The organism is Mizugakiibacter sp., assembly GCF_039680435.1.
Taxonomy (GTDB): Bacteria; Pseudomonadota; Gammaproteobacteria; order Xanthomonadales; family Rhodanobacteraceae; genus Mizugakiibacter.
The window spans coordinates 1-21,453 of sequence record NZ_JBDKSX010000133.1; the positions used below are offsets into that span (position 1 = coordinate 1).

Annotated in this window: 20 protein-coding genes and 1 tRNA gene; 11 read left to right on the forward strand and 10 right to left on the reverse strand. The window is 72.1% G+C overall.

The window, feature by feature from the left end; genetic code table 11:
* The 7 genes from ABFC67_RS14205 to ABFC67_RS14235 all read left to right on the forward strand — a co-directional run.
* Window positions 1-717 (forward strand): type III pantothenate kinase (locus ABFC67_RS14205; protein WP_346738684.1); only part of this gene is annotated, 717 nt, incomplete at its 5' end.
* A 40-nt stretch (window positions 718-757) separates the two neighbouring features.
* Window positions 758-1,426 (forward strand): SPOR domain-containing protein, encoded by a 669-nt coding sequence (locus ABFC67_RS14210; RefSeq protein WP_346738685.1) that lies wholly within the window; start codon window positions 758-760, stop codon window positions 1,424-1,426.
* Between the two features lie 63 nt (window positions 1,427-1,489).
* Complete coding sequence (locus tag ABFC67_RS14215; RefSeq protein WP_346738686.1) at window positions 1,490-2,512, forward strand: NAD(P)-dependent alcohol dehydrogenase; 1,023 nt, start codon at window positions 1,490-1,492, stop codon at window positions 2,510-2,512.
* A 39-nt stretch (window positions 2,513-2,551) separates the two neighbouring features.
* Window positions 2,552-2,627 (forward strand) — tRNA-Thr (locus ABFC67_RS14220).
* Between the two features lie 35 nt (window positions 2,628-2,662).
* The gene (locus ABFC67_RS14225; RefSeq protein WP_346738687.1) at window positions 2,663-3,004 is read left to right on the forward strand and encodes an Hpt domain-containing protein; all 342 of its coding nucleotides are present in this window, start codon (window positions 2,663-2,665) and stop codon (window positions 3,002-3,004) included.
* Between the two features lie 120 nt (window positions 3,005-3,124).
* A complete protein-coding gene (rocF, locus tag ABFC67_RS14230) occupies window positions 3,125-4,045 on the forward strand; it encodes an arginase (RefSeq protein ID WP_346738688.1) in 921 nt (306 codons plus the stop codon).
* Window positions 4,046-4,213: 168 nt separating this feature from the next.
* Window positions 4,214-5,959 carry a PAS domain S-box protein gene (locus ABFC67_RS14235; protein ID WP_346738689.1) on the forward strand — a complete coding sequence of 582 codons (1,746 nt, stop codon included), beginning with the start codon at window positions 4,214-4,216 and terminating at the stop codon, window positions 5,957-5,959.
* A gap of 72 nt (window positions 5,960-6,031) precedes the next feature.
* Here ABFC67_RS14235 and cysA read toward each other — a convergent pair whose 3' ends face one another.
* The 5 genes from cysA to ABFC67_RS14260 all read right to left on the reverse strand — a co-directional run bounded on the left by cysA (window position 6,032) and on the right by ABFC67_RS14260 (window position 12,253).
* Window positions 6,032-7,072 (reverse strand): sulfate ABC transporter ATP-binding protein, encoded by a 1,041-nt coding sequence (gene cysA / locus ABFC67_RS14240; protein ID WP_346738690.1) that lies wholly within the window; start codon window positions 7,070-7,072, stop codon window positions 6,032-6,034.
* Window positions 7,069-7,899 (reverse strand): sulfate ABC transporter permease subunit CysW, encoded by an 831-nt coding sequence (cysW, locus tag ABFC67_RS14245; RefSeq protein ID WP_346738703.1) that lies wholly within the window; start codon window positions 7,897-7,899, stop codon window positions 7,069-7,071. Before cysW ends, cysA begins: the two co-directional genes overlap by 4 nt.
* Before the next feature lie 38 nt (window positions 7,900-7,937).
* A complete protein-coding gene (gene cysT / locus ABFC67_RS14250; protein ID WP_346738691.1) occupies window positions 7,938-8,774 on the reverse strand; it encodes a sulfate ABC transporter permease subunit CysT in 837 nt (278 codons plus the stop codon).
* 38 nt (window positions 8,775-8,812) lie between these two features.
* Entirely contained in the window at window positions 8,813-9,820 is a 1,008-nt protein-coding gene (locus ABFC67_RS14255; RefSeq protein WP_346738692.1) for a sulfate ABC transporter substrate-binding protein, read from the reverse strand.
* A 285-nt stretch (window positions 9,821-10,105) separates the two neighbouring features.
* Window positions 10,106-12,253: a TonB-dependent receptor gene (locus ABFC67_RS14260; protein WP_346738693.1), complete on the reverse strand. Its 2,148-nt coding sequence runs from the start codon at window positions 12,251-12,253 to the stop codon at window positions 10,106-10,108.
* Between the two features lie 137 nt (window positions 12,254-12,390).
* Between ABFC67_RS14260 and ABFC67_RS14265 the strand changes: the two genes are divergently transcribed.
* Both ABFC67_RS14265 and ABFC67_RS14270 read left to right on the forward strand, forming a co-directional pair.
* Window positions 12,391-13,824 (forward strand): tryptophan--tRNA ligase, encoded by a 1,434-nt coding sequence (locus ABFC67_RS14265; RefSeq protein WP_346738694.1) that lies wholly within the window; start codon window positions 12,391-12,393, stop codon window positions 13,822-13,824.
* Between the two features lie 2 nt (window positions 13,825-13,826).
* A complete protein-coding gene (locus tag ABFC67_RS14270; RefSeq protein WP_346738695.1) occupies window positions 13,827-14,144 on the forward strand; it encodes a hypothetical protein in 318 nt (105 codons plus the stop codon).
* On the opposite strand, the gene ABFC67_RS14275 is transcribed toward ABFC67_RS14270, so the two are convergent.
* The 5 genes from ABFC67_RS14275 to pdhA all read right to left on the reverse strand — a co-directional run bounded on the left by ABFC67_RS14275 (window position 14,132) and on the right by pdhA (window position 19,030).
* Window positions 14,132-14,926, reverse strand: coding sequence for a DUF5694 domain-containing protein (locus ABFC67_RS14275; protein WP_346738696.1), 795 nt, complete (start codon window positions 14,924-14,926; stop codon window positions 14,132-14,134). The two genes, ABFC67_RS14270 and ABFC67_RS14275, sit on opposite strands and share 13 nt — an antisense overlap.
* An 82-nt stretch (window positions 14,927-15,008) precedes the next feature.
* Complete coding sequence (locus ABFC67_RS14280; RefSeq protein WP_346738697.1) at window positions 15,009-15,392, reverse strand: VOC family protein; 384 nt, start codon at window positions 15,390-15,392, stop codon at window positions 15,009-15,011.
* 208 nt (window positions 15,393-15,600) lie between these two features.
* Complete coding sequence (locus ABFC67_RS14285) at window positions 15,601-16,938, reverse strand: dihydrolipoamide acetyltransferase family protein (RefSeq protein ID WP_346738698.1); 1,338 nt, start codon at window positions 16,936-16,938, stop codon at window positions 15,601-15,603.
* A gap of 14 nt (window positions 16,939-16,952) precedes the next feature.
* Window positions 16,953-17,933 (reverse strand): alpha-ketoacid dehydrogenase subunit beta, encoded by a 981-nt coding sequence (locus ABFC67_RS14290; protein WP_346738699.1) that lies wholly within the window; start codon window positions 17,931-17,933, stop codon window positions 16,953-16,955.
* A 17-nt stretch (window positions 17,934-17,950) separates the two neighbouring features.
* Window positions 17,951-19,030, reverse strand: a complete 1,080-nt coding sequence (pdhA, locus tag ABFC67_RS14295; protein ID WP_346738700.1) for a pyruvate dehydrogenase (acetyl-transferring) E1 component subunit alpha — start codon at window positions 19,028-19,030, stop codon at window positions 17,951-17,953.
* Between the two features lie 345 nt (window positions 19,031-19,375).
* On the opposite strand from pdhA, the gene ABFC67_RS14300 reads away from it, so the two are divergent.
* On the forward strand, window positions 19,376-20,227 hold the full coding sequence (locus ABFC67_RS14300) for a tryptophan 2,3-dioxygenase family protein (RefSeq protein ID WP_346738701.1): 852 nt from the start codon (window positions 19,376-19,378) through the stop codon (window positions 20,225-20,227).
* Between the two features lie 226 nt (window positions 20,228-20,453).
* On the forward strand, window positions 20,454-21,453 hold a 1,000-nt coding region (locus ABFC67_RS14305), incomplete at its 3' end, for an oligopeptide:H+ symporter (RefSeq protein ID WP_346738702.1).

Consider the following 21,453-nt stretch of genomic DNA (forward strand, 5'->3'; position numbering starts at 1 on the left):
CGGCTGAAATGGGCGCGCGCGGAAGACGGTGCGCTGACGCCGGGCGCGCCGCTGGCGTGGGCCGACGAAACCATGCTGCACGGCCTGGCGCGCCGCTGGGCGGCGCTGCCGAATCCCGCGCGCGTGCTGGTCGCCTCGGTGGCCGGCGCCGAGCGCGACGCGGCGCTGGCCGAGGCGGTGCGCGTGCGCTTCCACGTCGAAGCCGAGTTCGTGCGCTCGCCGGCCGCGGCCTGCGGCGTGCGCAACGCCTACGCCGAGCCGGAACGGCTGGGCGTCGACCGCTTCCTGGCGATGGTCGCGGCGCGCGCGCAGCGGCTTGCGCCGTGCGTGATCGCCGGCGGCGGCACCGCGCTGACGCTGGACGCGCTGGCCGGCGACGGCCGCCACCTCGGCGGGCTGATCGCGCCGGGGCCGGCGCTGATGCAGTCGGCGCTGCGCGATGCCGCCGCGCGCGTGGTGGTGGAGCGCCCCGGCCGCATCGTCGATGCCGCCGACAACACGCCGGACGCGCTCGCCTCCGGCTGCTGGCAAGCGGCGGCGGCGCTGATCGAACGCTTCCACGCGCACATGGCCGCGGCGCTGGGCGGCGCGCCACGCGTGCTGCTCGCCGGCGGCGACGCCGACGCGCTGGGCGCGCTGCTGGCGGTGCCGCACCAGCCGCTGCGCGACGCGGTGCTGCGCGGCCTCGTCGTGTGGGCGGCGGCGCACCCGGCCTGAGCGCAGCCGATACAATGCCGGCAACCCCTGGTGCGCGCGCATGTTCTTCCGACTGCTGTTCCTGCTGCTGCTCGCCCTCAACGCCGGTGTCGCCGCGTGGCTGGCGTTCGGCGCCACGCGGGTCGCGCCGGCACCGGCGCGCACCGATGCCGGCGTGCCCGAGCTGCGCCTGCTGTCCGAACGCCCGGGTCCGCCGGAGACGCAGAGCGCGGAGCTGGACGCGGCGCCGGAATCGCGCGCCGCGCTGGCCGCGGACAAGTGCATGAGCCTCGGCCCGTTCCCCACCCAGGCCGACGTGCGCGTCGCCATCGACGCGCTGACCCCGCACGTGCCGCGCATCCAGTACCGCGAGACGCAGGCGACCCAGTCGCGCGGCTGGTGGGTGTTCCTGCCGGCGTTCGCGACCCGCGAGCAGGCGCTGCAGACCGCGCGCGCGCTGTCGGCGAAGGGCGTGCGCGACTACTACGTGGTCACCGCCGGCGACCAGCAGAACACCATCTCGCTGGGCCTGTTCCACGACCCCGGCAACGCCGAGCGCCGCCGCGCGCAGGTGACCGAACTGGGCTTCCAGCCGCAGTTGCGCGAGCGCGTCGAGGCGATGCCGGTCTACTTCGTCGACTTCGCGCTGCCGGACACGCCGCAGTTCGACTGGCGTACCTGGCTGCCGCAGCGCGCCGACATGCAGGCGCAGCCGGTGGCCTGCTTCTGAACAGGCCGCACAAGCCGGAGTCGCCGCGCAACCGTTACCCACGAACTTGAGGGAAGACCTGCCATGAGCCGCATCCGTGCCTGGGCCGCGCCGCGCGCCGGCGCCGATCTCGCGCCGTTCGAATACGATCCCGGCCCGCTCGGCGCGGACGAGGTGGAGATCGCGGTCGAGTCCTGTGGCATCTGCCATTCCGACCTGTCGATGCTCGACAACGCCTGGCGGCGCAGCGCGTATCCGCTGGTGCCGGGCCACGAGGTCGTCGGGCGCGTCGTGGCGCGCGGCGCCGCGGTGCCGGCGGCCGCGCGCGCGCTCGGCCAGCGCGTCGGCGTGGGCTGGAACGCGTCGAGCTGCACGCACTGCGCGCAGTGCGTGGCCGGCGACGCGCACCTGTGCGCGGACGGCGGCGAAACCATCGTCGGCCGCCACGGCGGCTTCGCCGAGCGCGTGCGCTGCCAGTGGGCGTGGGCGACGCCGCTGCCGGAGGGCGTGGACGCGGCCAGCGCGGGGCCGCTGTTCTGCGCCGGCGTCACCGTGTTCAGCCCGATCGTCGAGTTCGGCGTGAAGCCGACCGACCGCGTCGCCGTGGTCGGCATCGGCGGGCTCGGCCACCTCGCGCTCGGCTTCCTGCGCGCCTGGGGCTGCGAGGTGACCGCGTTCACCTCGAGCGCCTCCAAGCACGCCGAGGCGCTGGCGCTGGGCGCGCACCGCGCGGTCGACAGCCGCGACGCCGGCGCGCTGAAGGCGCTGGCCGGCGCCTTCGACTTCGTGCTGGTCACGGTCAACGTGCCGCTGGACTGGACCGCGCTGCTGCGCACGCTGGCGCCGCGCGGCCGCCTGCACTTCGTCGGCGCGGTGCTGGAGCCGCTGGCGCTGCCGGCGTTCGGCCTGATCGGCGGACAGAAGCAGGTGTCCGGTTCGCCGATGGGACGGCCGGCCACGGTGGCGGCGATGCTGGACTTCTGCGCGCGCCACGCCATCGCGCCGCGCGTCGAGCGCTTCCCGATGGCGCGCGTCAACGCGGCGCTGGCGCACCTGCGCGCCGGCAAGCCGCGCTACCGCATCGTGCTGGACGCCGACTTCGCGTGAGCGGGCGGCCGCGCGGGCGCCTGCTAGAATCGCGGCGGCGCCGGCATAGCTCAGTCGGTAGAGCAACCGCCTTGTAAGCGGTAGGTCGTCCGTTCGATTCGGACTGCCGGCACCATCCCGACGCCCGCGCGCCATGGCCGGAGCTGCCGCATGAACCCGTCGGACGGCGACGATTTCGATTTCGAGGCGCGCCTCGCCGCGCTGACCCGCGACTACGTGCGCGCGCTGCCGGACAAGCGCGCCGAACTGGCGCGGCTGTGGCATGCCTGCCGCGCAGACGCCGCGGCGCCGGAGTGGGGGGCGCTGCGCCAGCTCGTGCACCGCCTGTCCGGTGCCGCGCCCAACTACGGCTTCGAGGCGCTGGGCGAGGCGGCGCGCGCGCTCGACGCGTTGCTGTCCGGCGCCAGCCCCTGTCGCGATCCGCTGCGGCTGGCGCCCGCGCTGGCTGCCTGCATCGTCGCGCTCGACGCGGCCATCGGCGGGGCCTCCTGACGCGCGTGCTGGCCGGTGTCCGCCGCGGCCGGCTATGCTTGACTGCCTTGCGCCGGCAGCGGGCGCGCCCTGCGCGCCCTGCCGCGCCGCCGTCGCACTGAAACCCGTTCGAGGAGCCGCATGCGACCGTTTGCCCCCGTTTCCCTGATCGGCGCGCCGACCGACATCGGCGCCGGCCACCGCGGCGCCTCGATGGGCCCGGAGGCGCTGCGCGTCGCCGGACTGGCGCAGGCGCTGGCCGCGCGCGGTCTGGAAGTGACCGACTGCGGCAACCTGGCCGGCCCGCTGAATCCGTGGCTGCCGCCGACCGACGGCTACCGGCACCTCGATCAGGTGGTGGCCTGGAACCGGGCGGTGATGGACGCGGTGGCGGCCGAACTGGACGGCGGACGCCTGCCGATCCTGCTCGGCGGCGACCACTGCCTGGCGATCGGCTCGATCACCGCGGTGGCGCGCCACTGCCGCGCGCGCGGCAAGAAGCTGCGCGTGCTGTGGCTGGACGCGCACGCCGACTTCAACACCAGCGAGATCACCCCGTCCGGCAACATCCACGGCATGCCGGTGGCCTGCCTGTGCGGGCTGGGGCCGCGGGCGCTGACCGACCTCGGCGGCGGCGCGCCCGCGCTGCTGCCCGGGCAGGTGCGCCAGATCGGCATCCGCTCGGTCGACGCGGGCGAGAAGAAGCTGGTGCACGACGTCGGCCTCGACATCTACGACATGCGCTACATCGACGAGGCCGGCGTCAAGCGCGCGATGGAAGAGGCGCTCGACGGGCTGGATGCCGACGCCCACCTGCACGTCAGCTTCGACGTCGATTTCCTCGACCCCGGCATCGCGCCGGGCGTCGGCACCACCGTGCCCGGCGGCCCCAACTACCGCGAGGCGCAACTGGTGATGGAGATGATCGCCGACAGCGGCCGGCTGGGCTCGCTGGACATCGTCGAGCTGAATCCCGCCTTCGACGAGCACAACAAGACCGCGATCCTGGCGGTGGACCTGGTCGAGAGCCTGTTCGGCAAGTCCACCCTGATGCGCGACTGAGGCCGCCGCGCGCGGCGGCAGTCCGACACCCCGGACTCGTCAACAATCGTTTCGGAACGCCGCGCGCGGGCGTTTCCGGCGCACGCATGCGTTCCCCGCGCACGAGTCTTGCACTGCTTCGGGCAGGGCGCCGGCGCATCCGGCGCGCCGCACTCGAGGGGAGTCGGCATGCAAAGGCAGGCATCGTCCGGCGAAGCGGACGGCCCGGACCGACGCGCGTTCCTGCGCGTGGCGCAATCGTGGCACCGCGCATCGGCGCTGCTGCTGGCCGGCGGGCTGGCGGCGCTGCTGCTCGCCCTCGCGCTGCGCGTCGCCGGCATGGCGTCGGCGTGGCACGCGCCCGCGGCGTTCGCCGCGCTGCTGCTGCTGGCCGCGGCCGGACTGGCGGCGCACGCCGTCCGCAGGCGCCTGGCGCTTGCCGAGGCGCTGCTGCGCGCGGTGCTGCAGCGCGTCGAGACGCCGCTGTACGCCGAGGATGTGGCCGGTCGCCGCCTGCTCGGCAACGCCGCCGCCGCGGCGCTGCCCGCCCATGCCGGCGCGGCTGCGCCGGCCGCGGTCGCGTGCGCCGAACTGCCGAACCGCGGGTGGCGCACCTTCGAACTGAGCCGGGTGCCGCTGCGCGCCGCGGACGGGCGTTCGCTCGGCACGCTCGGCTGCGGCCGCGACGTGACCGACGCGCTGCAGGCGCAGGCCGCGCGCGCGCGGCACGATGCGCTGCAATTGGCGCTGTTCACGCACAACCCGCTGCCGGTGCTGGTCTACGACGAGGCCAACCTGCGCATCCTCGACGTCAACGCCGCCGCGATCCGCCTCTACGGCTGGACCCGCGAGGAATTCCTGCAGCTCGACCTCTACGACATCCGGCCGCCCGACGAGGCCGAGCGCCTGCGCGCCTACATGAGCCAGCCGCGCCCCGAGCAGGTCGCCTGCGTGCAGGGCTGGCGGCACCGGCGCAAGGACGGCGCGCAGCTCGAGGTCGAAGTCGGCTCGACGCGGGTGGAGCGCGACGGGCGCGCGGTGCGCATCGCGATCGTGCGCGACGTCGGCGCCGAGCGCCGCCTGCAGCGCGCGCAGGCCGACCTGGAGCGCCGCCACCGCGACCTGGTCGAGTCCGGCCTCGGCATGATCTGGTCGCACGACCTGGACGGCCGCGTGCTGAGGGCGAACGCGGCCATGGCGCAGGCCCTGGGCCACGCGCCGGAGGAACTGGTCGGGCGCAACCTCGCCGAGTTCGTGCCCGAGGAGGGCCGGCAGGATTTCTACGAGTACCTGATGCGCATCCGCAACCTGCGCCGCGACGCCGGCGTGGTGCAGGTGCAGGCGCGCGGCGGCGAGCGCCGCGTCTGGCAGTACCGCAACGTGTTCTATCCGGACGGCGATCCGCAGCCGTACGTGCTCGGCTCGGCGCAGGACATCACCCTGCGCCACCACTACGAGCTGCGCCTGCGCGAGCAGAACCAGAAGGACGCGCTGACCGGCGCCTACAACCGCCGTTATCTGGAGCAGTTCGCCGCGCGCGTCGAGGCCGGGCAGCGCTGGGGCTGCATCGTGGTCGACCTCGACCACTTCAAGCACTACAACGACACCTACGGCCACCAGAAGGGCGACGAGATCCTGCTCGGCGTCACCCGCTTCCTGCAGCACAACTCGCGCAACGACGATGCGGTGGTGCGGCTCGGCGGCGACGAGTTCCTGATCGTGTTGCCGGAGGCGTCCACGGCGGTCGTGAGCGAGGTCGCGGGGCGGCTGCGCGAGGGCGTGGCGCGCAACGAGATCAGCGTGGACCTCTCGATGGGCTGGGCGGTGCGCCAGGACGACGAGCCGATCGAGGCGACGATCCGTCGCGCCGACCAGTCGCTGATCCAGGTGCGCGCCGTGGCCCGCGGCGCGGAAGCGCGCATGCCGCGGCACTGAGGGGGCGCGCGCCCGGCAGGTCCGCGCAGGGCGAGCGCCGCCGCGCGGATTGCGGAATTGACCGGAGCATCCCTAGGGCGCGTGCGCGACCGGCGTGTCGCCGCGGAAGGCGGTCCAGCGGCGCGGCGCGTCCAGCGTCACCCGCTGGCCCGCGGTATAGCGGCGCTCGGCGTAGGCGTCGTGGCCGTACAGCGCGACCAGCGGCGCGTCGAGCAGCGGATGCGACACTTCCACGCGCACCTGCTCGCCGAGGTCGCGCACGCCGACGACCTCGAGCGCGTCCTCGCCGGCCGGCGCATGGCGCAGCAGCAGGTCGCGCGGGCGCACGAACACGCGCACGTCCGCGTCGGCCTGGCCGCTCCAGCGCGCGTGCAGCGCGGCGGGCAGCTCGTTGGTCTCGCCGAGGAAGCGGCAGACGAACGGCGCCGCCGGGCGCGCGTACAGCGCCTCGCTGTCGCCGATCTGCACGATGCGGCCGCGATCCATCACGGCGATCCGGTCGGCAACCTCGCAGGCTTCCTCCTGGTCGTGGGTGACGAACACGCTGGTCAGGTGGATGCGGTCGTGCAGGTCGCGCAGCCAGCGGCGCAGCTCGCCGCGCACGCGCGCGTCGAGCGCGCCGAACGGCTCGTCGAGCAGCAGGATCTCCGGTTCCACCGCCATCGCGCGCGCCAGCGCCACGCGCTGGCGCTGGCCGCCGGAGAGCTGCGCGGGATAGCGCCGCGCCAGCGCCGCGATCTGCATCAGCTCGAGCAACTCGCCGACCCGGCGCGCGATCTCCGCGCGCCGCGGCCGACGCAGCCACGGCCGCACGCGCAGGCCGAAGGCGACGTTGTCGAACACGGTCAGGTGGCGGAACAGGGCGTAGTGCTGGAACACGAAGCCGACGCGCCGGCGCCGCGCCGGCACGCCGCTGACGTCGCGGCCGTGGAAGCGCACCTCGCCGCGCTCGGGGAATTCCAACCCGGCGATCACGCGCAGCAGCGTCGTCTTGCCGCAGCCGGACGGGCCGAGCAGGGCGAGCAGCTCGCCCGATTCGATCATCAGGTCGACGCCGGCCAGCGCCGCGGCGTCCGTGTAGCGGTGCTCGATGCCGCGTACTTCGATGCTCATGCGGTTTCCCCCAGCGGACGCAGCGCCGCGTGCTCGCGGCGCATGCGCCATTCGAGCAGGCGCTTGATCGCCAGCGTCGCCAGCGCCAGCAGGGCCAGCAGCGAGGCCACCGCGAACGCGCCGGTCTGGCTGTAGCGACTGAATTCGTTGTAGAGCATTTCCACCTGCAGTGGCATGGTCGCGGTGAGCCCGCGGATGTGGCCGGAAACGACGGAGACCGCGCCGAATTCGCCCATCGCGCGCGCGTTGCACAGGATCACGCCGTACAGCAGCGCCCAGCGTACCTTGGGCAGGGTAACGTGCCAGAACATGCGCGCGGCGGACGCGCCCAGCGTGATCGCGGCCTGCTCCTCCTCGCTGCCCTGGTCCTGCATCAGCGGGATCAGTTCGCGCGCGACGTAGGGGAAGGTCACGAAGGTGGTGGCGAGCACGATGCCGGGCACGGCGAAGATGATGCCGACGTCGTGCGCGGCGAGCCACGGGCCGAGCAGCCCCTGCGCGCCGAACAGCAGCACGAACACCAGGCCGGAGACCACCGGCGAGACCGCGAACGGCAGGTCGATCAGCGTCACCAGCAGGCCCTTGCCGCGGAACGCGAAGCGGGTGATCAGCCAGGCTGCGGCGAGACCGAACAGCGTGTTCGCCGGCACCGCGATCGCGGCCACCAGCAGGGTCAGGCGGATCGCGGCGCGCGCGTCCGGATCGGACAGGCTCTGCACGTACACCGCATAGCCGTCGCGCAGCGCGTAGCCGAACACCGCCGCCAGCGGCAGCAGCAGGAACAGCGCGGCGAACAGCAGCGCGGCAGCGACCAGCGTGCGGCGCATCCACGGCGGGTCGCGCAGGGCGCGCGGGCGCACGGTCGTCATGCCGTGCCCTCCGCGCTGCGGCGGCGCACCAGCCACAGTTGCAGCAGGTTGATCGCCAGCAGCGCGGCGAACGAGGCCAGCAGCAGCACCACTGCGATCGCGGTGGCGCCGGCGTAGTCGTATTCCTCCAGCCGCGCCACGATCAGGAACGGCGCGATCTCGGTCTTCAACGGCAGGTTGCCGGAGATGAACACCACCGAGCCGTACTCGCCGACCGCGCGCGCGAAGGCCAGCGCGAAGCCGGCGAGGATGGCCGGCGCCAGCATCGGCAGGATCACGCGCAGCATTGTCGTCAGGCGGCCGGCGCCGAGCGTGGCCGCGGCTTCCTCCAGCTCGGGCTCGAGCGCCTCCAGCACCGGCTGCACGCTGCGCACCAGGAACGGCAGGCTGACGAAGGTGAGCGCCAGCGTGATACCCAACGGCGTGTAGGCGATGCGGATACCGGCGGCGGCGAACAGCCGGCCGAGCGGCCCGGTGTCGGCGTACAGCGAGGTCAGCACGATGCCGGCGACGGCGGTCGGCAGCGCGAATGGCAGGTCGATCAGCGCGTCGACCAGGCGCCGGCCGGGAAAGCGGTAGCGCGCCAGTACCCAGGCCAGCAGCGTGCCCATCACCAGGTTCACCGCGCCGGCCACCGCGGCGCAGCCGAAGCTGACGCGGTAGGCGGCCAGCGCGCGCGGGGCGGTTGCCGCGGCGACGAATTCCGTCCAGCCGAGCCCCGCGGTCTTCCAGGCCAGCGCGGCAAGCGGCAGCAGCACGATCGCCGCGAGGTAGGCGAGCGTCAGCCCGAGCGTCAGTCCGAAGCCTGGCAGGGAGCGGCGGCGCGCAAGCATCGTCAACGTCCTCGTCAAGGGTCGGTACGCGCGGCGGCTCAGCGCAGCGTGGCGACGATGCGGTCGAACGTGCCGCCTTCCGCGAAATGCGCGGCCTGCGCCTTTTGCCAGCCGCCGAACATGGCGTCGACGGTGAACAGCGCGAGCTTCGGGAATTCCGCCGCGTGCGCGGCGGCGACGGCGGGATCGCGCGGGCGGTAGTGGTGGCGGGCGACGATTTCCTGCCCCGCCTTCGAATACAGGTACTGCAGGTAGGCGGTGGCGAGCCTGCGCGTGCCGCGCCGCTCGACGACCTTGTCGACCACGCTGACCGGCGGCTCGGCGAGGATGCTCAGCGAGGGCGTGACCACCTCGAAACGGTCGCGGCCGCCGTTTTCCAGCGCCAGCAGCGCCTCGTTCTCCCAGGCGATCAGCACGTCGCCCTGGCCGCGCTCGACGAAGGTGGCGGTGGCGCCGCGCGCGCCGGAGTCGAACACCGGCACGTTCTTCAGCAGCCGGCGCATGAAGTCCTCGGCGGCGGCGTCGCTGCCGTACTTCTGCCGCGCGTAGCCCCATGCGGCCAGGTAGTTCCAGCGCGCGCCGCCGCTGGTCTTGGGGTTCGGCGTGATCCCGCCGACGCCCGGCCTGGCCAGATCGTCCCAGTCGCGGATGCGCTTGGGGTTGCCCTTGCGCACCAGGAACACCACGGTCGAGGTGTACGGCGCGCTGTTGTCCGGCAGGCGCTTCTGCCAATCGGCAGGGACCAGGCCGCCGTGCCGGTTCAGCGCGTCGATGTCGTAGGCCAGCGCGAGCGTGACCACGTCGGCCTGCAGGCCGTCGATCACGCTGCGGCTCTGCTTGCCGGAGCCGCCGTGCGACTGGCGGACGACGACGGTCTCGCCGGTGGTCTGCTTCCAGTGCGCGGCGAACGCGGCGTTGTAGTCGCGGTACAGCTCGCGCGTGGGGTCGTAGGACACGTTCAGCAGCGTCGCCGTGCCGGCGTGCGCGCAGAAGGCCGCGGCGACGGACCAGAAGGCGCAGGCGAACAGCACGGCGCGCAGGCGCATGGAGCGGGGATTCCTCATGAGACCGCCTCTCGTCTAACAGGCATCCGGTTAGGGCGCCGTTAGGGGAGTTCCGGGCAAATCCGATACGGCGGGGTATCGGCGGCCCGCCGTGCCGGGGCAGGGTCCTTGCGCGGCAAGGCACGTGAGATGCGGAAGCGCGCCCCCGCGTGTCCGCGGCGCGGATACCGGCATGGATTCGGAGATCCCCTGGGAAACCCGTTCACGGTAGCGAATGCGCGCGCGCCCGTCCAGCCGGCGCCGCCGCGCGGCCGTATGCCGCGGCGCTCAGAAGCCGAGCGCCGCGCCGGCGTACCAGGTGCGCCCGTCGGCCGGTTCCAGGCCGGTCTGCCACACGCGCGCGTAGTAGCGCTTGTCGCCGAGGTTGGCGACGCCGCCGAGCAGACGCAGCCCCGGCGTCACCTGCCAGTCGGCGGCGAGATCCCACACGGTGTACTGCGGAATCTTCGCCGGCAGGAACGCATCGCCCGTGCCCTTCGGCTGGTTGGAGTCCTGCCAGAACTGCGAGGCCACCGACACGCCGGTCAGGCTGAGCTTGACGCCGGCATCGGTGCGCCAGGTCAGGCCGGCCTTGGCGAGATAGCGCGGCGCGTACGCCGGCACCAGGCCGACCTGCGCCGGATTGGCGCTGTCGGTGAAACGCGCGTTCAGCAGGCTCAGGCTGGCGAAGGCGACGAGGTGCCGGCCGCTGTCGCCGCGGGCGAGGAAGTCGTAGCTCAGTTCGCCCTCGAAGCCGCGATGGCGGGTGTCGCCGCTGTTGACGTTGATCACGTCGGTGGCGTTGATGCGCTGCGACTCGATGCGGTTCTTGAAGTCGATCCAGAACACGCTGGCGTCGTAGTACAGGCCGGTGACGGGCGTGCCGTGCACGCCGGCCTCCCAGGACAGCGACTTCGACGGATCCAGCGTGCCGCCCGGGCGCAGGTTGGAGAACGGCGAGGCGATGTCGAAGTAGCGCAGCGGGCGCCAACCTTGCGAGACGTTGAAGTAGGTCTCGTTCTGGTGGCCGAAGTCGTTGCCGATGCCGAGCCCGAACAACGGCACGGTGCGGCTGACCGCGGTGTCGATCAGCGGGCGGGTGAGGAACGGCGGGCGCACGCTCTCGTCGACGGCGACGCGCTCGTGCTCGATGCGCACCGACGGCACGATGTGGATGCGGTGCGGCAGGCGGAACACGTTCTCGGCGAACACCGCCGCGTAGTCGCTGCTGCGCTGCTGGCGCAGGCGCGGCGTGCCGCTGCGGTCGTAGCGGTCGACGGCGAGGTCGGGCGAGGTCCACTGCCGGAACGGCGCGTCGGCGTGGTAGAGCACGGTGCCGGCGGTGAACGCGTTGCCGCGGCCCCAGCGGTGGCGCACGCGCAGGTCGGTGCCGGTGGTGCGGAACTGCTCGTCCTGCAGCGTGGTGCTGGCCGGCGGCGGCTGCGGCGCGACGAAGCCGGCGGCGCTGCGGCTGGCGAGGTCCTGGTAGCCGGTCCAGGCCTTGCCCTCGAAGTACCAGGCATCGCCGAACTCGCGCTCGTGGCTCAGCACCAGCGTGGTGCGGTCGACCCAGTTGCGGTTGGCCGGCGTCACTGTCAGGTCCGGATTCGCCTGCCACTGCGGGAAACCGATGCGGCCGGGATCGCCGGCCTCGGCGCGCCAGGCGTGCAGGTCGAGGCCCCAGTGCTGGCGCTCGTCCGGGCGCCAGCCGAGGTAGAAGTCTGCGTTGCGCACGCGCGAGTCGCTGTTGTCGCGCGGGCCGTCGCTGCGCACGTACGCGGCGTCGGCGCGGAACTCCCACGGCCCGGCGGTGCCTTCCAGCGCGTTGTAGCTGGAGACGAGGTTGTGGCTGCCGACCACGTTCTCGGTGACGCCGCCCAGCGGCGCGCCCGGCTGCGGCCGGCGGCTGACGAAGTTGACCACCGGCGCGGGCTCCGGCCCGTACAGCAGGCTGGAGCCGCCGCGGATCAGCTGCACTTCCTCGACGTTCTGCGGCAGCGGCAGGTAGTACAGGGTGGGGAAGCCGATCCAGTCGCTCATGATCGGCAGGCCGTCCTGCATCACCAGCGTGTACTCGGACTCCTGCGGATTGCCGATGCCGCGGTAGCTCAGGTTGAACTGCGTCGGCGTCTGCTGCTCGGAAACCAGCAGGCCGGGCGAGCGCACCAGCAGTTCGCGCTGGTTGTTGCCGATCACCGTCGGCTGCTGGTCGAGCTTGGTGACCGTGGTCTTCCTGGTGACGGTGATCTTCGCGCCGTCGACCTCCTTCATCAGGTGGTCGAGCTTGGCCGGGGTGTCGTCGCGCAGGCGATCGCGCACCTCGACGCGCGGCAGCTCCTTGGCCGGCGGGGTTGCCTCCTGCGCGAACGACGCGCGCACGCCGAGTGCGGCGGGCAGGGCGGCGGCGAGGGCCAGGGCGAAGAGAGTGCGCGACATCGCTGGGTTCCGCGGGAATCGGACCGCGAGCATAACCGGCGCCGGGCAGGTGGCCGCATGTGCGCAAAGGCATGGCGGCGTTGCGCGGCAGCGGGCATCCCGTACACTTGACGGTCTCGCTTCCGCGACGCAGACCCATGGCCCTTCGCGTCCTCACCGGCATCACCACCACCGGCACGCCGCATCTCGGCAACTACGTCGGCGCGATCCGGCCGGCGGTCGCCGCCAGCCGCCGCGCGGAGGTGGCGTCGTTCTACTTCCTCGCCGACTACCACGCGCTGATCAAGTGCGACGATCCGCTGCGCATCCAGCGCTCGCGCCTGGAGATCGCCGCCTCGTGGCTGGCCGCGGGGCTCGATCCGGACAAGGTCACGTTCTACCGCCAGTCCGACATCCCGGAGATCCCCGAGCTGACCTGGCTGCTGACCTGCGTCACCGCGAAGGGACTGATGAATCGCGCGCACGCCTACAAGGCCGCGGTCGACGCCAACCTCGCCGCCGGCGAGGACGCCGACGCCGGCGTGACCATGGGCCTGTACAGCTATCCGATCCTGATGGCGGCCGACATCCTGATGTTCGCCCGCAAGCAATCGGGGTTCGACGCGATGCGGGTGCCGGTCGGCCGCGACCAGGTGCAGCACATCGAGATGGCGCGCGACGTCGCCGCGCGCTTCAACCACCTGTTCGGCGCCGGCCGCGATTGCTTCGCGCTGCCGGAGGCGGCGATCGAGGAGCAGGTGGCGACGCTGCCCGGCCTCGACGGCCGCAAGATGTCGAAGAGCTACGACAACACCATCCCGCTGTTCGCGGGCGGCGCCGGGCGCCTGCGCGAGAGCATCCTGCGCATCGTCACCGACTCGAAGGCGCCGGGCGAGCCGAAGGACGCGGAGAGCTCGCACCTGTTCGCCATCTATCGCGCCTTCGCCGGCGCCGACGAAGCCGCGGCGTTCCGCCGCGAGCTGGAAGGCGGGCTGGCCTGGGGCGAGGCCAAGCAGCGCCTGTTCGAGCGCATCGACGCGGAACTGGCGCCGATGCGCGCGCGCTACGAGGCGCTGATCGCGCGCCCCGCCGACATCGAGGACATCCTGCAGGCCGGCGCGAAGAAGGCGCGCGCGCTCGCCACGCCGTTCCTCGCCGAACTGCGCGCGGCGGTCGGCCTGCGCTCGATGCGCGAACTGGCCGCGCCGGCGGCGCAGAAGCCGAAGAAGAAGGGTGCGAAGGGCGCGCGCTTCGTCAGCTTCCGCGAGAAGGACGGGCATTTCCACTTCCGCTTCCTCGCCGCCGACGGCGAGGAACTGCTGCTGTCGGTGCCGTTCGAGGATCCGCAGGCGGCCGGCGAGTGGATCCGCGTGCTGCAGAAATCCGGCGGCGCGGCCTCGTTTGCGTGGGGACCGGGCGATCTGGAGATCCGCAAGACCGAGCACGTCGGCGGCCACGCCTACGAGCTGTGGTACGGCCGCGAACGCCTCGCCGAGGGCGGCCCCCGCGCGGAACCGGCGGCGCGCGACGCGGCCGTCGACAAGCTGGTCGCCGAGATGGAAGCGCTCTGGCAGCAGGCCGGGGAGGGCTGAACGTGCGCTTCCTCGCGATCCTGCTGCTGGCGCCGTGGCTGGCGGTCCTCGGCGGACTGTACTGGGCGTTCCCGCGCACGCTGCCGCGCACGCTGGCGCGCCGCGCGTTCGACCTGGCCGCGCTGCTGCTCGCGGTGCTGGCGGCGCTGCTGCTGGCGGACGTGGCCTACGCCGCCGACCACGGCGACGCCGGCGCGATCTGGAAGCAGGTGATCGCCGCGCTGGCCGCCTACGGCGGCTTCGCCGCCGTGCTGCTGGCGGCGCTGCTGCTGCGCGCACGGCTGTTCCGCGCGCGCGCCGTGCCCGCTCAGGGCAGGTAGTCGTTCGCCTCGACCAGCCGGTAGCCCGGCATCTCCTGCACGCACTGGCGCAGCAGGAAGGCGTGGCCGGAGCCGTAGAACACCACCACGCGGTCGCCCGCGTGCGCGCGCTGCACCAGGTTGGCGCAGATGGCGAAGTTGCGCTTGTACCAGCCGGTCAGGAGGTCGACGCCGGGCTGCTGCGCGCCGGCGCCGATCAGCAGCGTCTCGCGGTAGAAGGCGTTGTCGTGGGCGATGCGCGCCGGATCGTTGAGGAAGCGCAGCACGTCGGCGACCGTGCCGGCATCGATCTTCGCCTGCATGGCGTCGACGAAGCCCTGCACCTGCGCGTTGGCGTCGTCGAGGATGGCCTGCTGGCCGTGCGCCTTTGCGTAGGCATCCACCGCTTCGAAGGGGAACTCGCCGTCGACGTCGATGCCGTCGACCTCGCGCGCGCCCGCGAGCTTCGCCAGGCGGAACCCCAACTGGGCCACCTCGTTGCGCGAATCGCCCAGCGTGCCGTCGAGGTAGGCGGCGTAGCGCGCCTTGGCGACGTCCGCCGGCCACTCGACCGCGATGCGCGTGGGCTTGAAGCGCGCCAGGTGCGCGGCGACATCGGCAAGCTGGCGCTGGCGACCGGGCGCGAGGACGTCGTCGGCGTGCGCGTTGTGCAGGTCGCGGCCGGGATTGGCCATGTGGTAGGTGCCGACGATCATCACTTCCACGTCGGCTTGCGCGGCCCGCGCGGGCAGCGCGACGGCGGCGAGGGTGACGACCAGGGCGTGCAGCATCCAGGAGCGCATGGGCGAATCTCCGGCAGGGATCGCCGGTGGGATGCGCCGACGACCGCCAGCGTTTAACCCCGGCGTCGCCGCACGTCGGTGCTCAGGCCGATTCCCAGCGGTTGGCATTGCCCTCGAGCTGTTCGCGCGGACGCAGCACCACGCAGAAACGATGCCCGGTCGGCGCCTGCATCACCCACCAGCGCTTGACGAACTCGATGCGCTTGGCGCCCAGCGCTTCCAGGCGCTCGACCTCGGCCTCGAGGTCGTCGGTGGCGATGTCGAGGTGCGCGCGGCTGTCGTGCTCGACCTGCTGCAGCAGCAGCTCGAGGCCGTCCGGCGCGTTTTCGAACTCGCGGTAGCGCAGCTCGCTGTCGGAGGGCGGCTTGACCGCCAGGCCGAGCGCGCCGCTCCAGAAGCGCGCCGCCGCCTCGAAATCGTCGGTGCGGCAGTCGATTACGAAACCGGCAAGACGGCTGTGGTGCATGGCGGACACCTCGGTGGTTTCGTGGCGGAAGGATCCTCCGCCAATCCTCGCCCCGGCGAGCCGGGGCGTGATCCATGGCCTTCCGGGGCCCGTGGCCCGGCCCCGAACCGCGTAGGCTGGGCTTCAGCCCACCGCGCCGGCCTCACGCCACGAGGACGGTGGGCCAAGGCCCACCCTACGGAATCACGCTAATCCCGAATCCCGATCCTCAAAGCGGCTTCGCCAAGTCGTCCAGCATCGCCTTCAGGAACCGTGCCGCCTCGCCGCCGGTCGCGGCGCGGTGGTCGAAGGTCAGCGACAGCGGGATCACGCGGTGGGTTTCAATGCCGCCCATCACCGGCACCAGGTCGTGGCGCAGCTTGCCGGCGCCGATGATGGCGACGCACGGCGGCACCACCACCGGCGAGGCGTAGCGGCCGGCGAACATGCCGAAGTTCGACAGCATGATCGTGTAGCCCCTCAGCTCCTCGGCGGGAATGCTGCGGTCGAGCACGGCGGCGCGCGCGCGGTTGACCGCGGCGCGGATGCCGGCGGCGTCGAGCACGTCGGCGTTGCGCACCGCCGGCACGAACAGGCCTTCCTCGGTGTCGACCGCGAGGCCGATGTCGACGTGCGGGTGCAGGGTGCGGGTCAGCGCCTCGCCGTCGAACCAGGCGTTCAGCGCGGGCACGGTCTTGCAGGCGACGACGATCGAGCGGATCAGGCGCACGGTGATGTCGTTGCCCGGCTGCCAGTGGTGCAGGTCGGCATCGTCGACGATGGAGGTGGGCACGACCTTGGCGTGCGAGTCGGCCATCACCCGCGCCATGTTGCGGCGCACGCCCTTCAACTGCTCGGGCTGGCCCAGCGCCTCCACGTTCGGCGGCGTGGTGCGCATCGGCCTGCCGGCGGCGGACAGCGTGCTGCGCTGCGGCGCCAGATGCGGCGTTGCCGGCGCGGCCGCGACGGGTTGGGGCGCTGCGGGCGCGGCGCCGACGCGCGCGGTGCCGGCCGCGGCGGCGTCCTTGACGTCCTTCAGCGTGACCACGCCGCCTTCGCCGGACGGCGCCACGCGGGCCAGGTCGACGCCCAGCTTTTTCGCCAGTGCGCGCACCGCCGGCACCGCCTTGACGCCGCCGACGCTGGTGTACTGCGCGCCGACCACGCGGTCGCTGGCCTCCATCGCGCCGACCACGGTGCCGGCGTCGCCGCTGGGCGCGGCCTTGGCCGGCTCCGCCGCGGCGGGTTTCGGCGCCGCCGGCTTCGGCGGCGGCGCGTGGTGGTGGCCGGTACCTTCGGCTTCGGCGCGCTGCGGCATGCTGGGGTCGATCTCGAACTCGGCCAGCGCCGCGCCGGTGGCGATCACGTCGCCGGACTTGCCGTGCAGGCGCGCGACCTTGCCGGAGTAGGGCGAGGGCACGTCGACCACGGCCTTGGCGGTCTCCATCGAGACCAGCGGCGCGTCGAGGCGGATGACGTCGCCTTCCTTGACGTGCCACTCGACGATCTCGGCGTCGGGCAGGCCTTCGCCGAGGTCAGGCAGGAGAAAGGTCTTGATGTCGCTCATCATTCCGTTCCTTCTCAGCTCGCCGCCAGCGTGCGCTTGGCCGCGGCGACGATGCGCTCCACGCTGGGCAGGTACTTCATTTCCAGGCGGAACAGCGGGATGTGGGTATCGTAGCCGGTGACGCGCTCGACCGGGGCGAGCAGGTCGTACATCGCGTGCTCGGACAACCGCGCGGCGATCTCGGCGCCGAAGCCCGCGGTGCGCGGCGCCTCGTGCACGATCACGCAACGGCCGGTCTTCTTCACCGACTCGTGGATGGTGTCGAAGTCGAGCGGGGTCAGCGTGGCGACGTCGATCACCTCCGCGCTGATGCCCTCGGCGGCCAGCGCCTCGGCGGCCTCCAGCGTTTCCTTCACCTGCGCGCCCCAGGTCACCAGGGTCACGTCCTCGCCGTCGCGCAGCACGAAGCACACGTCCAGCGGCAGCGCCTCGCCGTCGTCCGGCACCTCTTCCTTGTACTGGCGGTAGATGCGCTTGGGCTCGAAGAAGATCACCGGGTCGGGATCGCGGATTGCCGCCAGCAGCAGGCCGTAGGCGCGGCTGGGCGAGGACGGCAGCACCACGCGCAGGCCGGGGATGTTGGTGAACAGGTGCTCGTTGGCTTCCGAGTGGTGCTCGGGGGCGTGGATGCCGCCGCCCCACGGCGCGCGCCACACCGCCGGCACGCTCAGGCGCCCGCGCGTGCGGTTGCGCATGCGCGCGGCGTGGCAGGCGATCTGTTCCATCATCGGATAGATGAAACCTTCGAACTGCGCCTCGGCGACCGGGCGCATGCCCTGCGCGGCGAGGCCGACGGTGACGCCGGCGATGGTGGTCTCGTCCAGCGGCGTGTCGATCACGCGCAGCTCGCCGAACTTCTCCTGCAGGCCGACGGTGGCGCGGAACACGCCGCCGTTGACACCGACGTCCTCGCCGAGCACCACGACGCGGTCGTCGTGCTTCATTTCGTAGGCGAGCGCCTGGGTCACGGCTTCGATAAGGGTGATTTGTGCCATGGATCGGTGCTCCCTGCTCAGTGGCCGCGCTCGAGCGCGAGCAGCTGTTCGCGCTGCTGGACCAGGTCCGCGGGCAGCTCGGCGTAGAGGTAGTCGAACATCGCTTCGACCGGTTGCGTGCGGGTCTTGAGGTAGGCGTTCACCTCCTCGTCCATCCACGCCTCGCACTCGGTCTTCCAGGCCTCTTCCTTCTTCTCGCTCCAGGCCTTCTTCGATTCCAGCCAGGCGCGCAGGCGCTTGACCGGATCGCGCGTCCAGGCGTCCTTGACCTCGGCCTCGCCGCGGTAGCGGCGCGCGTCGTCGGCGGTGGTATGGTCGCCGAGGCGGTAGGTGACGGCCTCGATCACGCTGCCGCCCTGGCCGCTGCGCGCGCGCTCCAGCGCGTCGTCCATCGCCTTGCGCACCGCGATGATGTCGTTGCCGTCGACCTGGATGGCGAACAGGCCCGCGGCCAGGCCCTTCTGCGCCAGCGTCTTGGCGCCGGACTGGATGCGCCGCGGCACCGAGATCGCCCACTGGTTGTTGACGATCACCGCGACCAGCGGCAGGTTCTGCGCGCCGGCGATGTTGATCGCGCCGTAGAAGTCGCCCTTGGACGAGCCGCCGTCGCCGATCGTGCACACCGCCACGCGCGGCTCCTTGCGGATCTTGAACGCCAGCGCGGCGCCGGCCGCGTGCAGGCACTGCGTGCCGATCGGCACCGACCAGGCGAAGTCGTGCTTCGGCGCCTTCTGGAAGTCGCTGCCGCGCTCGTCGCCGCCCCAGTACATGTACACCTCGCGCGGCTGCACGCCGCGGTAGAGCTGCGCGCCGTATTCGCGGTAGCTCGGCGCCAGCACGTCCTCGCGGCGCATCGCGCTGCCGATGCCGACGTGCGCGGCCTCGTGGCCGAGGCAGGAGGCGTAGGTGCCGAGCTTGCCGGTGCGCTGCAGCGCGATCGACTTGGTGTCGAACACGCGCGTGGACACCATCAGCTTGTACAGCTCGACCATGTGCTCGAGGTCGCGGGTGAACTCGGGCAGGTCCTTGCGGACCGGCTTGCCCTCGGCGTCGAGGTACTGCAGGTATTCGATTTCGAACGTGGCGGCGATGGACACGTGTCCCTCCCGTGCGGGTTGCGGTCTGGATCAGGGGAGGCGACGGCCCATCCAGCGGGGCCGAGCGCGGTCGTCCTGCGCGGACGGAACGCCCTTGATAACAAGCGCCGTGTTGCAGTGCAAGGTACGGTGCAGCAAAGGCCGGGGGCAGGGAGCGGGAGGCGGAGGGGCGCAGCGCGCGCTCCGCGTACGGCCGGAGCCGGGATTCGTGCGCGGAGCACACGCTATCCGCGCGGGAGGCGGGGGCGCCCGGGCGGCCGTCGCGGCGTGCATCCCCGCCGTGCAGCGCCTACCATCGTCCTGCTTCCACTCCCCACTTCCTGTTCCCAACTTCCTACTCCGATCATGACCGAACCGAACAAGCGCGATCTCGAAGCCGGCATCGAACTGGACCTCAAGGGCCGCATCACCTACGGCGGCTATCTGCATCTGGATCGGCTGCTGTCGGCGCAGCGGCCGCTGTCGCAGCCCACGCACCACGACGAGATGCTGTTCATCGTGCAGCACCAGACTTCCGAGCTGTGGATGAAGCTGGTGATCCACGAGCTGAAGGCGGCGCTCGAACACCTCCGGCGCGACGAACTCGATCCCTGCCTGAAGATCCTCGCGCGGGTCAAGCAGGTGCAGCGCCAACTGTTCGAGCAGTGGGCGGTGCTGGAGACGCTGACCCCGGCCGAGTACCTGCAGTTCCGCGCCGCGCTGGGCCCGTCCTCGGGCTTCCAGTCGCTGCAGTACCGCACCATCGAATTCCTGCTCGGCAACAAGAACGCCGACATGCTCAAGGTGTTCGACTACGATCCCGAGGCGCAGGCGGCGCTGAAGGCCGTGCTGGAAGCGCCGAGCCTGTACGACGAATTCCTGCGCTATCTGGCGCGGCGCGGCCACGCGGTGCCGCAGGCCTGCCTCGACCGCGATTTCTCCCACCCCTACCAGCGCCAGCCGGCGCTGGTGCCGGTGCTGAAGCGCATCTACGAGCACACCGGCGAGTTCTGGCCCGAGTACCACATGTGCGAGCAACTGGTCGATGTCGAGGAGAGCTTCCAGCTCTGGCGCTTCCGCCACATGAAGACGGTCGAGCGCATCATCGGCTACCGGCGCGGCACCGGCGGCTCCTCCGGCGTGGCGTTCCTCAAGCAGGCGCTGGAGCTGACCTTCTTCCCGGAACTGCTGGAAGTGCGCACCGTGCTGAGCGCATGACGCAGGCGGGCGGTGCGCAGGGCGGGCGGCCGCCCTGCGGGAGCGGCCGCGGACGCGACCCGCAGCGTCCCGGCCGCCGCGCTGGAGCCGCCCCCCTCACCCGTACGCCCGGTTTGACGGGCGCGCGGCGCACCGGGTAAACCTGCCCGCGCGCGGCGGGGGCTGCTGCGCCGATTCCGCCCGGGCGGCACGAAGCCCGGAACATCCGTACCTCTTCGGGGGATTCATGGCTACCACCCGCGACACCGCCGCCGGCGCGATGCCGGACTATCCGCAGTTGCTCGGGCATCCCAGGCCGCTGTGGATGCTGTTCATGACCGAGTTCTGGGAGCGCTTCTGCTTCTACGGCATGCGCTGGATGCTGACGCTGTACATCGTCGCGCAGTTCTTCCAGGGCAATCCCGAGGGCGAGGTTTCGGCCAACCAGACCTACGGCGCCTACCTGGCGCTGGTCTACGCCACCGCCATCCTCGGCGGCTACGTCGCCGACCGCATCCTCGGCTTCCAGCGCGCGGTGCTGCTGGGCGCGGTGTTCATCGCGGTCGGCCTGTTCACGCTGATGCTGCCCCAGCAGACCGTGTTCATGTACGGCCTGTCGCTGGTGATCGTCGGCAACGGCCTGTTCAAGCCGAACATCTCCTCGATGGTCGGGCAGATCTATCCGCAGGGCGACCCGCGCCGCGACCGCGGCTTCACCCTGTTCTACATGGGCATCAATGCCGGCGGCTTCTTCGCGCCGCTGGTGACCGGCGCGATCGCGGCGCACTACGGCTACCTCACCATCAACACGGCCGACCTGCAGTCGGCCGGCTTCCGCGCCGGCTTCGCCGCCGCCGGCGTCGGCATGGTGGTTTCCTACCTGTGGTTCTTCTTCGGCCGCCGTCAGTTGCGCGGCGTGGGTCGGCCGCCGGCCGGCGCGGAGGGATACGGCAGGCTGGCGCTGGTCACGCTGGCCGGGCTGCTGTTGAGCCCGCTGGTGTACCTCATGCTGCACCACAACGAGTGGCTGACCTACATCCTTGCCGGGCTGTTCGCGATCTGCTGCGTGGCGCTGGTCCTGGCCAGCGTGAAGGACGGCGCGGTCCAGCGCGACCGCGTGATCGCGCTGCTGATCCTGTTCACCGCCAACGTGATGTTCTGGATGTTCTTCGAGCAGGCCGGCGCCTCGTTCAACTTCCTCGCCGCGAAGGTGGTCGATCGCGGCTTCGGCGGCTGGGAATTCCCGG

Coding starts and splice junctions, on each gene's coding strand:
- cysW (WP_346738703.1), bottom strand. CDS start 7,899: ATGCGCCGCACGCTGGTCGCTGCCGCGCTGCTGTTCGCCGCGCTGTTC.
- ABFC67_RS14215 (WP_346738686.1), top strand. CDS start 1,490: ATGAGCCGCATCCGTGCCTGGGCCGCGCCGCGCGCCGGCGCCGATCTC.
- ABFC67_RS14235 (WP_346738689.1), top strand. CDS start 4,214: ATGCAAAGGCAGGCATCGTCCGGCGAAGCGGACGGCCCGGACCGACGC.
- rocF (WP_346738688.1), top strand. CDS start 3,125: ATGCGACCGTTTGCCCCCGTTTCCCTGATCGGCGCGCCGACCGACATC.
- ABFC67_RS14255 (WP_346738692.1), bottom strand. CDS start 9,820: ATGCGCCTGCGCGCCGTGCTGTTCGCCTGCGCCTTCTGGTCCGTCGCC.
- ABFC67_RS14300 (WP_346738701.1), top strand. CDS start 19,376: ATGACCGAACCGAACAAGCGCGATCTCGAAGCCGGCATCGAACTGGAC.
- ABFC67_RS14225 (WP_346738687.1), top strand. CDS start 2,663: ATGAACCCGTCGGACGGCGACGATTTCGATTTCGAGGCGCGCCTCGCC.
- ABFC67_RS14260 (WP_346738693.1), bottom strand. CDS start 12,253: ATGTCGCGCACTCTCTTCGCCCTGGCCCTCGCCGCCGCCCTGCCCGCC.
- cysA (WP_346738690.1), bottom strand. CDS start 7,072: ATGAGCATCGAAGTACGCGGCATCGAGCACCGCTACACGGACGCCGCG.
- ABFC67_RS14285 (WP_346738698.1), bottom strand. CDS start 16,938: ATGAGCGACATCAAGACCTTTCTCCTGCCTGACCTCGGCGAAGGCCTG.
- ABFC67_RS14290 (WP_346738699.1), bottom strand. CDS start 17,933: ATGGCACAAATCACCCTTATCGAAGCCGTGACCCAGGCGCTCGCCTAC.
- ABFC67_RS14265 (WP_346738694.1), top strand. CDS start 12,391: ATGGCCCTTCGCGTCCTCACCGGCATCACCACCACCGGCACGCCGCAT.
- ABFC67_RS14280 (WP_346738697.1), bottom strand. CDS start 15,392: ATGCACCACAGCCGTCTTGCCGGTTTCGTAATCGACTGCCGCACCGAC.
- ABFC67_RS14210 (WP_346738685.1), top strand. CDS start 758: ATGTTCTTCCGACTGCTGTTCCTGCTGCTGCTCGCCCTCAACGCCGGT.
- cysT (WP_346738691.1), bottom strand. CDS start 8,774: ATGCTTGCGCGCCGCCGCTCCCTGCCAGGCTTCGGACTGACGCTCGGG.
- ABFC67_RS14275 (WP_346738696.1), bottom strand. CDS start 14,926: ATGCGCTCCTGGATGCTGCACGCCCTGGTCGTCACCCTCGCCGCCGTC.